This is a genomic window from Streptomyces sp. ISL-10 (genome assembly GCF_018614575.1).
In the GTDB taxonomy this organism is placed as follows: Bacteria; Actinomycetota; Actinomycetes; order Streptomycetales; family Streptomycetaceae; genus Streptomyces.
The window spans coordinates 519,433-533,536 of sequence record NZ_JAGGOJ010000003.1 but is presented as its reverse complement, the minus strand read 5'-3'; the positions used below and the strand labels follow the sequence as shown (position 1 = coordinate 533,536).

General features: G+C 70.7%; 12 protein-coding genes. 2 read left to right on the top strand and 10 right to left on the bottom strand.

The genetic code is table 11. The features are described 5' to 3' along the window. Nucleotides 1–23: 23 nt before the first annotated feature. The 10 genes from J7E88_RS03205 to J7E88_RS03160 all read right to left on the bottom strand — a co-directional run bounded on the left by J7E88_RS03205 (nucleotide 24) and on the right by J7E88_RS03160 (nucleotide 12,271). The gene (locus J7E88_RS03205) at nucleotides 24–797 is read right to left on the bottom strand and encodes a hypothetical protein (protein ID WP_308307252.1); all 774 of its coding nucleotides are present in this window, start codon (nucleotides 795–797) and stop codon (nucleotides 24–26) included. Continuing rightward, nucleotides 781–2,376: a VWA domain-containing protein gene (locus tag J7E88_RS03200; protein ID WP_215176943.1), complete on the bottom strand. Its 1,596-nt coding sequence runs from the start codon at nucleotides 2,374–2,376 to the stop codon at nucleotides 781–783. Before J7E88_RS03200 ends, J7E88_RS03205 begins: the two co-directional genes overlap by 17 nt. Then, nucleotides 2,376–3,620 carry a hypothetical protein gene (locus tag J7E88_RS03195; protein ID WP_308307251.1) on the bottom strand — a complete coding sequence of 415 codons (1,245 nt, stop codon included), beginning with the start codon at nucleotides 3,618–3,620 and terminating at the stop codon, nucleotides 2,376–2,378. The genes J7E88_RS03200 and J7E88_RS03195 overlap by 1 nt, the downstream gene beginning before the upstream one ends. A gap of 488 nt (nucleotides 3,621–4,108) precedes the next feature. Further along, entirely contained in the window at nucleotides 4,109–4,330 is a 222-nt protein-coding gene (locus J7E88_RS03190; RefSeq protein WP_215176942.1) for a hypothetical protein, read from the bottom strand. 154 nt (nucleotides 4,331–4,484) lie between these two features. Further along, nucleotides 4,485–5,459: a GNAT family N-acetyltransferase gene (locus J7E88_RS03185; protein WP_215176941.1), complete on the bottom strand. Its 975-nt coding sequence runs from the start codon at nucleotides 5,457–5,459 to the stop codon at nucleotides 4,485–4,487. 303 nt (nucleotides 5,460–5,762) lie between these two features. Beyond that, on the bottom strand, nucleotides 5,763–6,080 hold the full coding sequence (locus J7E88_RS03180) for a hypothetical protein (RefSeq protein ID WP_374196215.1): 318 nt from the start codon (nucleotides 6,078–6,080) through the stop codon (nucleotides 5,763–5,765). Next, complete coding sequence (locus J7E88_RS03175; RefSeq protein WP_215176940.1) at nucleotides 6,026–6,502, bottom strand: winged helix-turn-helix domain-containing protein; 477 nt, start codon at nucleotides 6,500–6,502, stop codon at nucleotides 6,026–6,028. The genes J7E88_RS03180 and J7E88_RS03175 overlap by 55 nt, the downstream gene beginning before the upstream one ends. A gap of 157 nt (nucleotides 6,503–6,659) precedes the next feature. Further along, entirely contained in the window at nucleotides 6,660–9,050 is a 2,391-nt protein-coding gene (locus J7E88_RS03170) for a SpoIIE family protein phosphatase (RefSeq protein WP_215176939.1), read from the bottom strand. Nucleotides 9,051–9,217: 167 nt separating this feature from the next. Continuing rightward, the gene (locus J7E88_RS03165; RefSeq protein ID WP_215176938.1) at nucleotides 9,218–11,614 is read right to left on the bottom strand and encodes an MFS transporter; all 2,397 of its coding nucleotides are present in this window, start codon (nucleotides 11,612–11,614) and stop codon (nucleotides 9,218–9,220) included. A 213-nt stretch (nucleotides 11,615–11,827) separates the two neighbouring features. Next, entirely contained in the window at nucleotides 11,828–12,271 is a 444-nt protein-coding gene (locus tag J7E88_RS03160; protein ID WP_215176937.1) for an SRPBCC family protein, read from the bottom strand. Between the two features lie 136 nt (nucleotides 12,272–12,407). Between J7E88_RS03160 and J7E88_RS03155 the strand changes: the two genes are divergently transcribed. Both J7E88_RS03155 and J7E88_RS03150 read left to right on the top strand, forming a co-directional pair. Beyond that, nucleotides 12,408–13,451, top strand: coding sequence for an Rv2578c family radical SAM protein (locus J7E88_RS03155; protein WP_215176935.1), 1,044 nt, complete (start codon nucleotides 12,408–12,410; stop codon nucleotides 13,449–13,451). 115 nt (nucleotides 13,452–13,566) lie between these two features. Then, the gene (locus tag J7E88_RS03150) at nucleotides 13,567–14,094 is read left to right on the top strand and encodes a GNAT family N-acetyltransferase (RefSeq protein ID WP_251022019.1); all 528 of its coding nucleotides are present in this window, start codon (nucleotides 13,567–13,569) and stop codon (nucleotides 14,092–14,094) included. The last annotated feature ends 10 nt before the right edge of the window (nucleotides 14,095–14,104 follow it).

The following is a 14,104-nucleotide window of genomic DNA, read 5'->3' as shown; positions in this document are numbered from 1 at the left end:
ACGGGCCCTGCTGCGCGCGGACCCTATCGGAAGATGGCCATGGCCTGCACTTCGAGCACCGAGTCGGCAGCGTTCCAGTCCTGCACCTTGCCCAGGCAGCGCGCCGAGAAGGTGCCTCGCGGGACCTCGTTGCGCAGCCCCTCGGTCGCGCAGGTGACCCGGACCCGGGGACCCGCCGAAGGGTTGTCGGGGTCGCCGTAGGGGGCGAGGAAGACGGTGGACTCGGGCGATTCGCCGATCTTGCGGAACCGGCCGCGGATGAGCACGAAGTCCTCGATGTCCCGCAGCCGCACCGTCTGCGCCGCGGACGCGGCGGACCGGGGATGGCCCGCCAGCGCTCGGGCGAGCGCCGCATTGCGACGTACCGTTCCGCCCACGAGGTCGACATGCACGATGACGTCCTTCTTTTCCAGGACGTCCATGACGACGCCGATCACCGAGATGGGTTCGGCGACCTCCAGGTACTTGCTGACGATCTCGCTGTTGTCCTTGCGCCCGCCGCCTGCGCTCAGCCCGAAGACCTTCGCCCGCACGCTGCCGTCCTTGCTGTCACTCGTGCGCTGCTCGACCTCCTTGCGCAGCGCCGCCGCGTAGCCGCGCATCTGGTAGTGGTCCATGACGGACCGGTCGTGCAGGTAGAAGCAGATGCTGTACGTCAGGTCCCGGCCGCCGCGTCTGCCGCGGACGAGCCGGTGGGCGGCGAGGAGGAGCAGCGCCACGGCGCCCGACGCCGTCAGCAGCCACAGCAGCATCCAGGGCCACCACACACCCCACCACGCCTCAGTGAACACACCCACGGATCTCCTTGAACGCGCTTTTGAGGGAACGGTCGGTGGCGTCGACCATGCGCCCGCCCGTCGTCCGTGCCCCTCGGTCCAGTTCCTCGTCGTCCGCCTCGCCGTAGCGGATGGTGTAGGTGCGCACCGCGCGGGTCTGCGCCGGCAGCCGCGCATGGCGGCGGACGAAGGCGTCGAGGCCGATGCCCGCGTTGTTCTCGCCGTCGGTCATCAGCACGATGGACACCTCGCGTCCGGGCCGCTCGCGCAGGGAGGCGGACACGCTCCGGTAGGCGGTTTCGAGGGAGGACCAGACGGCGGTGCTGTCGTCGAAGTCGTCCGACGCGACGAATCCGCGCAAGCGGTCCAGATCGGCCTGTCCTTGGTAGGTGACGCTGCGCTCGTCCAGTACGCGCCCGCCGAAGCGCATCACCGTGAGCGTTTCGCCGCGGTAGAACCGCAGGAACTTGCCCGAGTGCGAGTCGTCCGCGCCGGCGAGTCCGTCGAAGGTGGCCCGCAGCCGTTCGATGCGCTCACCGCGCATCGACGTGGAGAAGTCGAGCAGGAAGAGCACCTGCGCACTGCGGTCGCGCCGCGGGTCCCCGTAGCCGGCGAGGAGCCGGTCGACGACCTTCTGGTCGTCGGGGAAGTACAGCGCGTTGCCGACGTCTTCGCGCAGGGGCGCGATACGGGGCACCGCGGGGTCGATCGGGCGGCGCATGGTGCGTTCCATGATCCGCTTCTGGACGGACGGGCTGCGCAGCCACTCCACCAGCCGGTCGTACGCGGCGCGTCGGGCCGGGTCGAGGAGCAGCACGGGATAGTCGGACAGGACCATGCCGTCCTTGGGGTAGACGATCTCCAGCGGTTCACGGAGCCGGCCGCTGCTGTTGAGCGCGAGCAGTTCGGACTCGTACGTGATCAGGGCGTTCAGCTCGCCCTGGCGTGCCACGTAGCCGTCGGCGAGTGAGCCGGCGGCGTCGCCGGTGAGCGCGTGCCCGGCGAAGAAGCCGCGCAGCCGGTCGCAGGAGACGTCGGCGGGGCGCAGGGCGGTTCCGGTGCCGGCCGCGGCCGTCGCCACACCGACGAGGGCGGCGAGCCCGCTGTTGCTGCTGCGTGGGTCGGCCATCCCGAACCGCAAAGAGCCGTCGGCCGCCGAGTCGGCCGCGTCGGCCCAGGAGATCTGTCCGTCGGGCGTGTTCGTGCGCAGCCGGTCGGCCACCGCCCGCTTCATGCCGATGACGACGGGCGAGCGCATGGTGTTGGTCGCCAGCGGCTTCTCGCCGCCCGCGCCGTTCGCCTTGGACTTCAGCAGGTAGTAGCGGTCGGACGACAGCCAGGCCAGGTCGTGCCGGCGGGGGCCGGGGCCGGCGAGCTCGTTGCTCGCGTCCACCGTGCCTTTGAGGTCCATCTCCAGCGTGATGCCGGTCTCGCGGCGCAGTTCGTCCAGCAGCGGGGCCATGTCGGCGAGTTCCGTGCTGGCCAGTACCCGCAGGGTGAGGGGGTCGGGACGGTTCGGGGCGCAGGCCGTGGCCACGGCGAGCCACAGGCACGCCAGGCACAGGGCGACGAGCCGGGTCGCGCGGGGCGGCGCGCCCATCAGGGCTGCCCGGTCGCGACGTCGGCGGGCGGGCAGTCGCCGACGGCGGAGATCATGCGCTCCAGGTAGCGCAGTCTGGGCATCGCCGACCTGGTGTCGTCGCCGTCGATGGCGGGCACGGGGACCCGGCGGTCCCGGAGGAAGCCGGTGAGCTGATCGCTCGCGACCTGTCCGGCCTGGTCGAGGATGCGGAAGCCGAGCTCCATGGCGCGGCGCCGCAGCTCCGGGTCGTGGGTGATGAGTTCGCCGAGCCGGTCGCCGTCCTTGTTGAGGGCGATGAACTGGGGCTGGGTGACGAACTGTCCGGACGGGTAGAGCAGCACGCGCTGCGGGTCGAGCCGCTGGGACGTGGCCCGGTACTGGACCTGGTAGGCGAGGTACTGGTGCTCGTAGGCCACGACCAGCGGGGCGATGTTCTTGCCCTCCGGCGAGATGTAGGTGCGGAAGACGTCGGCGGCGGGCAGGCCCTGCTCCATGAGATGCCGGATGTCCCGGCCGCGTTCGTCGGCTTGCCGGTCGGTGTCGGGCACCTCGTCGCCGCCGCCGTGCCAGGTGAAGGCGACCAGCGCGAGGTAGGTCCCGGCGGAGTTGGCGCCGCAGACGTCGGGCGCCTGGGCGACGATCCGGTTGGCGTTGGTGATGCCGTGCCGCTGGACCCCTATGTCGTTCCAGCGGCGCCTGTCGTGGATGTGCTGCAAAAACTTCCGCATGTCCAGGACGTAGTAGTACGGCGGCTCGGCCCCGGCCCCCCGCTGCGCGGTCGCGATGCCCGCGTCGGCGAGCGTCTCGGCGTACTCACGGTAGGTGGCGAGCACGATGGGGCTGACGAACGGGCGGTGCACCTTGGCGTACTGGCCGGCCGCCGCGCGTTCAGCGGTGATCAGGTCACCGGCGGGCTGGCCCGAGGGGAAGACGAAGTCGTACGAGGAGATGTCGCGGACGGCGACCTCACGCGATCCCGAGCTGGTGATGTGCACCCGCAGGTGATGTTTCAACAGGATCCGCTGGACCTCCTCGTCCTCGAAGAAGTCCCGCTTGGAGGCCATCTTCCCCTCCAGCGTGACGACGCGCTCGAGCGGGAGCAGGATGTTGCCGGACACGGCCAGCGCCGTCGTGCCCGTCAGCACGGCGGCCAGCAGCGGCAGGAAGGTCAGCAGGAAGCTGCGCCGCGACCGGGCAGAGCGTGACTCGCGCCTGATCGCCAGCCGCGGTTCCTCGGCGGTCCGTCTCTCCCCGACGTCCACGGGCGCCTCCCCCTGGGGCCTGTCCGGCGGATCGGAGGGCGGATCGGCCCCCGTCCCCGAATATCGCGCGGGGCACAGTGTTCCATCCGCGGGTGACGCCCTGCGGAGGAGTTGACCAACACATGGTGAAAAGTTCAACTCGATGCAATAACAGGCGAGTTGGCCGGGCCACTCGGTTCCGGTCGTGGGTACACGGCCGTACGTCGCAGCCCCTGCGCGCCGGCCAGGCGGACCGTCGCCAGGATCTTGCGCACCGTCTCCTGAGGCACCTCGTCCGGAACGCCCTTCACGCCGGGGAAGGTCCAGGAGACGATGTCGCCGTCCGGACTCCTGAACGCGAACGCCGTCGCCTTGCCGTCGGTGTCGCACCTGCCGTCACGCTCGACTCCCTTCGCGCTCGCCTCGCCGGCTCCCGTGCGCGCGGGCGTGAGGAGTACGAGAGTAAGCGGGCTGAACGTTTCCGGAGGGAACCACCGGACTAAAGGTCTTCAGCGAGGGCTCAGGCTCCGTCGCGCTTGCGCGACAATTGCCTGCGCGTCGGCGCCGAACACGGCTGACTCCCGCAGCGTCTGCCAAACCCGTGTATAGGTGGCGATGATGTCGGTGTCGTCAAGCCAGAGCTCAGCGTGCCAGTCCTCGGTGATGGCGAAGCGGTCGTCGAAGATCCAGAACCCATCCTCGGCGCGCTCGGTGATCAGCTCGACGTCCACGAGCTGGTCGTCCTCGGGACACAGTCCGGACACATGCCATCCAGAGACGGCAGGAACCAACCACTACTGACCGGAACCATCTGAGCAGGTCAAAAGGCTTGTCCGAAAGGACGAGCAGGTGGCCGCCCCCTCGAAGCCGAGTATGGCGGTGGACTCAGCGCCAGTCGTCGATCACGTAGGCGTCTGGGTGACTGTAGCCAGGTTCGTTGGGCTTGTGCATGGTCACGCCTTGCAGCCAGGTACGGAAACCGCGGTCGACCATGCGCCGGTAGGCATCCTGGCGGGCCAGGTTCATTCCGGCGTCCAGTTGCCCCAGTCCCTTCTCGATGGCCAGCTGCTCGCACGCATTCAGCAGTCGTTCGAACCGGTCCTCGGCGTCCGGGCCAGGGCGTACGGCGCCGAATTTGACGAAGCACACGTCCTCACCGGCCTCCGACCCCGCTGCGCAGTGGCAGACGGCCAGACCGTCGAGGTCGGAGTCGGCGCCCTCGAGGAGGATGGTGTCACCGAGCCCCTGCGCCTGTGTGGCCATGATCTCGCGCTCCAAGCTCAGGCCCTCGTACACGGCCCCCGTCAGTGCGCGACTGAGGCTCAGTGCGTCGGGCCGCTCAGCGGCGGTCAGCTCGCCGTACAGCACTCGGCCGGGGACTGCGGCACTGACGGCGACCTGTTTCTTCATGATGGCTGTAAGGAATCGGGGCCAGAAACCGTACCGGCGGTAGAGCTCGAGGTGCTTGGGACTGTGCGAGAAGGTGAACAGGCCGAGGTGGCGGTTCTCCCAGGTGTCGAAGCAGGCCATGACCGGTTCCATGAGGCGCCTGCCGATGCCCTGGTCCCACAGATCCGGACGTACGGTCAGCGGGCCGAAGAACCCGACGCTGCCCCAGTTGGCGGCGAAGTTCGATCCGACGACCTCGCCCTCGACGGTCGCTGCGAAGGCCGCGTGTGGATCTGCCGCCCAGCGGGTGCGGACATAGTCGGCGGTCCCGAAGAACGTCTCCGGCTCAGGGGCCCCGAGGAAGGTCCCGAAGGCGACCCTGAAGATTTCGTCGGCCCGATCCAGGTCCGGCTCAACCAGCGGGCGGACCGTCACCGAGGCGGCGACACTCGTTCGCTTCGCTGCGGGCATGATCGCTCTCCTTTCCGCCCCCAGTTCCATCGCACCACGGACGTGCGCCGCGGGCGAAGCGACAGGTCCGGCGGTACCTCAAGGATCGAGCGGCCGCGTTCCCCGACGACCGGGCGGCCGTCTTCCTACCGATCGACGACCCGCTGGGCCCCGCTCCGCCGGGGGCCTCCGAGGAGCCGGAGGAGCGCCGCCTGTGCCCGCTCTACCACCTCCCCCCGCCATGGTTATCACCGCCGTCGACAATTTCGCCCAGCGAACTATTGGAGCCCGCCATGGCTAGTTGACCTTGAATGCGTGATGTCGTCATGGTGGCTGGCGTTCGGAGGCCGGTGCCGGTGAGGCAGCCGTCGAGGACGTCGTGGCGGTACTGGAGCTGGCGGAGGCCGCGTCGGACGCTTTTGCGCCCTCGGGCCGGGCGTCCGGGCAGGGCCGGTAGATCAGCCGCGAGGACTCGCCGGCCTTGTAGCAGGCCAGGGCGGCCACCGATAAGCGGCGGCGGGAGCGGCCCCGCACGCGGACCACAGGGGTGTGGCCGCGGCGGGACCATGTGCGGGTGGTCGGCGGCGTCATCGAGAATCCGGCTTCGTCCTCGAAGACGAGCCAGGCGTCGAGCGCCGCCACGGTCCTTCCACCTGCGGCCAGGTCTCCTTCATCCAGCCGGCCACCACGTTCTCGTCCCGCTCGACCGCCCGCCGGGCGGGGACCTGGCAGCTCCAGCCGTGCCGCTTGAGCAGGGCGGCCACCCCTTGCACGGTGTAGCTCCTGTGAAAGCGGCGCCCGATCAGCGTCTTGATCCGCGACAGGGTCCACGTCTGGTCCGGCCACCCATGTGCCACCGGCCCCTTGGCCGGCTCACGCTCCAGCACGGCGAACAGTTCGTCGCTGAGCAGGGGCAGCGATGCCGGGCCCTTCGAGGCCAGGGCTCTCGGCCCGTCCTGCGACCAAGCCTTGCGCCAACGCTGTACCGACCGGCCGCTGACCCGCAGGTCGTGAGCGATGACCGTGTTCTCGTCGCCCTGCCGGAACCGCTCGGCCGCCTCCAACCGCAACTGCTCTCGGAAAGCACGCCGTTCGTCGGTCAGCCCGCACCTTGCGCATACCTCATGCAGTCGGCATACCGCAGGGGTCACGAGACGTCAGCCCCTACGACACCACGCTTTGAAGGTCAGTAGTGCTGTCCTGGCCACCTGGCCGACAACCCTAGAGGCCCAGTTCGCACCAGACCGTCTTGCCCTGCGCCGTACGGCTCGAGCCCCACTCCCGCGCAAGGGCGCTGACGACGTGCAGGCCACGCCCCGCCTCGTCGTCCGGCCGCGCGCCGCACAACGTCGGCAGCGTGTGGTCCTCGTCGGCGACCTCGCACAGCAGCGTCCCTGCCCGTACGAGCCGCAGCTCGGCGCGCCGCCCTCCCGCGTGCCGGACGGTGTTGGCGACGAGCTCGCCGACGAGCTGTTCCACGGTGTCCGTGAGCTCGGCCAGTCCCCAGGCGGCGAGCCGGGCGCGTACGAGCCGGCGGGCGCGGGCGGCTTCGCGCGGGTCGGGCGACAGCTCCCAGGTGGCGACGGACTCGGGGGCGATGCCGTTCAGTCGGGCCATCAGCAAGGCCACGTCGTCCTTGCGGCCGCCGCGGCCGGCTTCCGAGAACGACGCCGCCAGGGCGCGGATGATCGTGTCGCAGGCGTCGTCCATGGACGCGGCCGGGTGCGCGGCGGACTCGCAGAGAGTGGCGAGGCCCACGCCGATGTCCTCACCGCGCACCTCCACCAGCCCGTCGGTGCACATCACCAGCCGGTCACCCGGCGACACGGGCACGCGGACGCTCTCGAACGGCACGCCGCCGACCCCTATCGGTGCGCCGGTGGGCAGGTCGAGGAGTTCACTGCGGCCGTCCTCGGCACGGACGATCACCGGCGGCAGATGGCCCGCGTTCGCGAGGTGCAGTTCGCCGCGGACGGGGTCGTACACGGCGTACAGGCAGGTGGCGAGGTAGTGCTCGCCCAGGCGCTGGGCGAGGTCGTCGAGGCCCCGCAGCAGTTGCTCGGGCGGCAGGTCGAGCGCGGCCATCGTCTGTACGGCGGTGCGCAGCTGGCCCATCATGGCGGCCGAGTTGAGGCCGTGGCCCATGACGTCGCCCACGACGAGCGCGGTGCGGGATCCCGGAAGTTTCACGCAGTCGAACCAGTCGCCGCCGACCCGGCCGAGCAGCGTGCCCGGCAGATAGCGGGTGGCCGTGTCGCAGCCCGCCATACGCGGGGTGACCTGCGGAAGCATGGAGTCCTGGAGGGTCTCGGCGACGTTCTCCTGGTAGGTGTACATCCGCGCGTTGTCGAGCACGAGACCTGCGCGGGCGGCCAGTTCGGCGCCGGTGACCCGGTCCATGTCGTGGAATTCCGGCCGCTCGGGGTGGCGCAGCAGGATCATGCAGCCGAGGACGACGTCGCGTGCCTTGAGCGGTGCGATCAGCATGGAGCGGCCGTTGATCAGCGGGCGCATGTCGCGCTTGTCGAACTGCTCCGCCATGGCGGTGCCCATCTCCTCGCTGATACGGGGAACGAGCACCGGCTCGCCCGTGATCATGCACTGGAAGAAGGGTGTGTGCGCGGGGAACGGCATGGATTCGCCGACCGGCACGACGTCGTCCCAGCGGCCCGGCTCGTCGACGTGCTCGAAGGCGACCCGGTGCCACATGGTCGTCTCGTCGGGCTCCCCGACCGAGAAGCCCTCGCCGGCGACGACCTCTTCCCGCAGATAGGTGCAGGCGACATCGCTGAACCGGGGTACGACGGCGGCGCTGACCTCCTGGATGGTGCGGGCGAGGTCGAGCGAGGAGCCGATGCGGCCGCTGACCTCGTTGAGGAACTCCAGGCGTTCGCGCACCGCCGCGTATTCGAGATCCCGCACCGGGTCGGCGGCGTCGACGGGATGTCCGGCCGCGACCTCCCCGGCAGCCCGGGAGCGGGTGGTGCGCCGGGCCCTGCGGGGCACGCCCCAGTCCGGGGTGACGGGCACCCGGTCGTGGTGGCTGAACTCCAGCACGGGATAGCCGAGGTCGAGGATCTGGGAGACGATCCGGGTCGACTCGCGCACGCTCATGCTGGGCAGGATCTCGGGCAGTCTCCGGGCGAGCTCGTCGGAGCCGGGGAAGTCGGTGTGGAGGGCGAAGCCAGGCGCGATCCGCTCGACGCTCTCGTCCTGCGCGTCGAACTGGCCGGCGTCGGCCGCCAGGACCACCAGTCGTTCCCTGCCGGGGCCGACCATGGGGTAGGCCCACCACAGCACGTCGACCCGGTCGCGGCCCGGGTCGGACAGCCGCGCGCGGCCCGCGGCCGGATAGTCGGTGAGGCCGCCGACGAGGGGCGCGCCGTATCCGTCGACGAAGTCGTCTGCCGCGTCGGTGGTGAGCGCACCGAAGACGGGCAGCAGTTCGACGGCGGGACGGCCGACCGCGGCCTCCCGCGCCGGGCCGAAGAGACGCCGGGCTCCGGTGGACCAGTGCGACACCAGGCCGTCGGCGTCCACGACGGCGACCGCAAGCGGAATCCGCCCGGCTGCGGCGTACTTCTGCGGTGCCGTTCGCACACCACTGTCCATGGGAGAGCGCTCCTTCCCGATCGGTGGCCTTGTCACCACGGTACGGGCCTGCCGGGACGGAGCGCCGGGCAACGGCCGAACCGGTGGGCTTCTCACCTGGATTGACGCCACGTCAAGCCCGCGACACCTGCCGGTCGCCGTGCGGGCGTGCCGCGGGCCGGGCGTGGTCAGTCGGCGTGGCCGAGCTGGAGGTCGCGTTCCGTGCGCCCTCCGCCCGCGACGTGGAGCACGGTGGCGACCGGCGGGTAACCGGCAGCGATCACCGTGTACTCGCCGGACGACAGGTCCACGAAACGGAATGTTCCGTCGGGACCGGTGGTGAGCGTGTCGACCACATTCCCGGCCGCGTCGAGCAGCGTGACACGGGCGTCGTCGACGGCGCGCCCGTCCCCGGCGCGTACGGTGCCGCGCAGCACGGCGCCGCCGGCCAGTTCGATGTCCTGACGGGTCTCGTGGGACGGCTGCACGCTCACGGGGTGCGCGGCCGGCCGGAAGGCCGGGGCGCTGGCGGCGAGGGTGTACTCCCCCGCGACCAGCTCCGAGATCACATAGCCGCCCTCCCGGCCGCTTCGGGTGGAGGCGACGACCTCGCCGCGGACATCGGTGAGGGTGACGGCCGCATCGCGCACCGGGGAGCCGTCCGCGGTGACGACGGTGCCCGCGAGCCTTCCCGCTCCGCCGAGCACGACGTCGAGTTCGACGGGTCGTTCGCCGACGGTGACCGTGACCGCCTGCGGCTGGTGTCCGCCGGCCGCCGCGATCATCACGTAGGAGCCGGAACCCGGCACGCTGAGCGCATAGCGGCCGTCCTCGCCGCTCGCACCGCGGCCGATCTGCCGTCCCTGGACGTCGATCAGGGTGAGCGCGGCACGCGGGACGGTGCTGCCGTCGTGGTGCTGCACGATGCCGCAGACGGGGAGGCCCGCGACGGGCACGGCCGCCGCCGGTGGGGCCGTCCCCACGGCGCTGCGGGCGTGCGGGACGGCGGTGGGGGCGTTGTGGGACACCAGCGGTTTCTCCTTGAGGAAGAAGGCGAGGACCAGGCCGAGGACGAGCACCGGCACGAGGTAGAGGAAGATCCGCGGCATCGCGTCCGCGTACGCCTGGATGTAGCTCTCCCGCAGGGCGGGCGGCATGGCGTGGACCAGCTGCGGGGTGATCGTCTCCGGGGCGGGCAGGCCCGCTCCGGACGGCAGGCGGTCGGCGAGCGCGTGGCTCAGCCGGTCGGCGAACAGAGTGCCGAAGACGGCGGCCCCGACGCTTCCGCCGATCTGCCGGAAGTAGTTGTTGGCGCTGGTGGCGGTGCCGAGGTCGGCGGGCGGCACGGCGTTCTGCACGGCGAGGATCAGTACGGGCATGACGAGTCCGATGCCGATGCCGAGGACGGCCTGCCAGATGCTGTACTCCAGGCGCGGGGTGTCGGTCTGGAGCCGGGAGAGCAGCCACATGCCCACGGCGGAGGCGGCACCGCCGACGACGGGGTAGATCCGGTAGCGGCCCGTACGGCTGATGAGCCGGCCGGAGATGATGGAGGCGGCGACGATGCCGCCCATCATCGGCAGCATCAGCAGGCCGGACTCGGTGGCGCTGGCCCCGTCGACCATCTGCAGGAACGTGGGCAGATAGCCCGCCGCGCCGAAGAGTGCGACACCGACGACGGCGCCGACGAGCGAGGTGACGACGAAGACGGGGTCGCGGAACAGCCGCAGGGGGACGAGCGGTTCGGGCGCGAAGTGCTCGACGACGAGGAAGAGGGCGGTGCTCGCGGCGGCCCCGGTGCCCAGGGCGAGGACTACGCGGGAGTCCCAGGCGTATTCGGTGCCGCCCCAACTGGTGAGCAGGACGAGGCAGGTGGAGGCCGCGGCGAGGAACAGCGCGCCGAGGACGTCGAGCCGGGCCCTGGTGGCGGGCCGGGGAAGTTTGAGCACGAGGGTGACCACGACCAGGGTGATCAGCCCGAACGGGACGTTGAAGTAGAAGCACCAGCGCCAGGACACGTGGTCGGTGAAGAAGCCGCCGAGCAGGGGCCCCGCGACGGAGGCGAGACCGAAGGCGGCGCCGATGAGCCCCATGAACCGCCCGCGTTCGCGCGGCGGGACGATGTCGGCGATGATCGCCTGCACGCCGATCATGAGGCCGCCGGCGCCGATGCCCTGAACGGCGCGGAAGGCGATGAGCTCATTCATGCTGCGTGACCAGCCCGCCAGTGCCGAGCCGATGACGAACACGACGATGGCGAACTGGAACACGCCTTTGCGGCCGAAGAGATCACCGAGTTTGCCGTAGATCGGCAGTCCGATCGTGGCGGTGAGCAGATACGCGGTGATCGCCCAGGGCATCCGGTCCAGGCCCTGGAGCTCCCCCACGATCTTCGGCAGCGCGGTGGCCACGATCATCTGCTCCAGCGCGGCGAGGAGCAGCGCGAGCATCAGGGACATGAAGACGAGCCGTACGCGGCGGGGGCTCAGCGGCGCCGCGGCGGCGGGGGCGGGAGGCGGCGGGTCCGCCGGACCGGCGGCGGCCGGTGCGGCCTGCTCGTCCTTCACCAGAGTGCTGCCGCCCACGTCCTGCTCCCCTCGTCACGCTGCGCGGCGTCATTCTTCGCATTGCGCATGAAGGAGGAGCAAGTCGGGCGCGGGACCGGCAGGACGTTCGAGACGACCCCAACAGGCCTCGCAGAGGGGGCACTTGGGGGCGCTCATCAGGGGCTTTCCCCCGGCGCGGCGCGCCGGGGGCGCACATCCGGGCCGCGGGGAAAACCACCCGATCCGGTGAGGCTACTTCTCGACGTGGGCGGCGAGCCGCTCCAGCACGCTGTCGTAGATCCGGCCGAGCCCCTTGGGCGCGAAGGTCTTCTCGAAGAAGCCGCCGATACCGCCGGCGCCGTTCCACACCGTGGTGACGACGGCCTTGGACCTGCCCTCACCCGCGGGGGTGACCCGCCAGGTGGTGACCATGGAGGAGTTGCGGTCCTTCTCGACGAGCTCGCCCTCGACAGGCTCGGTGACCTCCAGCAGGCAGTCCCGGACACGCTTACTGGTGGCCTGGAGCTTCCAGTGGACGAGGGTGCCCTCGCCGTCACCGCCCTCGCGCACCTCGTACTCGCTGAAGTGCTCGGGCAGGAGCTTCGCGCGGGTGCCTTCGTAGTCGGCCAGCGCGTCGAACACCGTCTCCGCGTCCGCCGAAATGATCCGTTCCGTGGTGGCCTCGACCTGCGCCATGTCCTGTTCCTCCAGCAGTCGCTCCATCGGGATGCGGCCAGCCAATCACCTCGGGCCCGCCGCCCCAAATCCCGCTTGAAGCGATCATGGGAACACGTGTTCTATTCTGTGGTCAGTGCTGAGCGAGGAGGCACCCATGCGCTGGGACAATCTGGCCGACGGCTCCGCCATCGGCGGGGAATCCGCCCTGTTCGGGGCATCGGCGGTGACCACCCGCACCTTCGACACCCCCGAGTTCCGGGGCATCACCTTCCACGAGGTCCGCGCCCGCTCGATCCTCAACCGGGTGCCGGGTGCGTCCCGGATGCCGTTCGAATGGACGGTGAACCCCTACCGGGGCTGCACGCACGCCTGTGTGTACTGCTTCGCCCGCAAGACCCACAGCTATCTCGACCTCGACACCGGGCTGGGCTTCGACTCCCAGATCGTGGTGAAGATCAATGCCCCGGAGCTGCTGCGCCGCCAGCTCGCCTCCCGGCAGTGGCAGGGCGCGCATGTCGCCATGGGCACGAATGTGGACTGCTACCAGCGGGCCGAGGGCCGCTACCGGCTGATGCCGGGCATCATCTCGGCGCTGCGGGACCACGCGAATCCCTTCTCCATCCTGACCAAGGGCACGCTGATCCTGCGCGACCTCGATCTACTGCGGCAGGCCGCCGAGGTCACCGAGGTCGGCATCTCCGTCTCCGTCGGCTTCACCGACCGCGAGCTGTGGCGCACCGTCGAGCCGGGCACGCCCTCCCCCGAGCGCCGGCTCGGCGTCGTACGCGCCCTGACCGACGCCGGGATCGGCTGCGGAGTGCTGATGGCGCCCGTCATCCCGTTCATCGGCGACCATCCGGACCAGCTGCGGGCGACGGTCCGCGCGATCGCGGAGTCAGGGGCGACCTCGGTGACGCCGCTCGTGCTGCATCTGCGGCCGGGCGCCCGCGAGTGGTACATGGCCTGGCTGCGGGAGCACCATCCGCACCTGGTCGCGCGCTACGAGCGGCTGTACGCCGAGGGCGCCTACGCCCCCAAGTGGTACCAGCGCCGTATCACCCGTCATGTGCACGAGCTGGCGACGGAGTTCGGGATCGGCCCTTCGGCCCGTCCCGGCGGTCACCGGCGCCCGCCGGTGCGGACGGAGCCGGAAGCCCTGCACGCCGGGGACGAACCGACCCAGCTGACACTGCTCTGACCCGCCGCCACCGGCGGGCGCCGGATTATGGGTGGCGCCGGTGAGGGACGGCGGGCAGTCTGCGGTGCACGACGGCGAGGGAGGGCGCGGACCGATGACGGTGAAGGTGCGGGACATGACCGTCGACGACTGCGAGGCGGTCGCCGCGGTCCGGGTGGGCGGGTGGCGCCACGCGTACGCCGGGCTGATGCCCCAGTCGTATCTGGACGCCATGAGTGTCGAGGAGGACGCGGTGCGGCGCCGCCGGTATCCGGCCGACGGCACCGAGGTCACCGAGGTCACCGATGTGGTCGCGGAGCGGGACGGGGACGTGATCGGCTGGGGCTGCTTCGGACCGTCGCGGGACGAGGACGCTCCGCTTGGGGCCTGCGAGCTCTACGCCCTCTACGTCCTGCCCGAACGGATGTCCTCCGGCGTCGGCCACGCACTGATGGCGGAGCTGACCGGGCGGGCACGCGCGAGCGGTTTCGTACGGATGCAGCTGTGGGTGCTCAAGGAGAACGCACGCGCCCGCCGCTTCTACGAGCGGGCCGGATTCGTGCCGGACGGCGCGGAGGAGCCGTTCGAGGTCGACGGGGTTGCCATCCCCGAAGTGCGCTACGCACGGCGGCTGTCGGCAGCCTCGGCGATTGGCGAGCCCTGAGTCTCCCCAG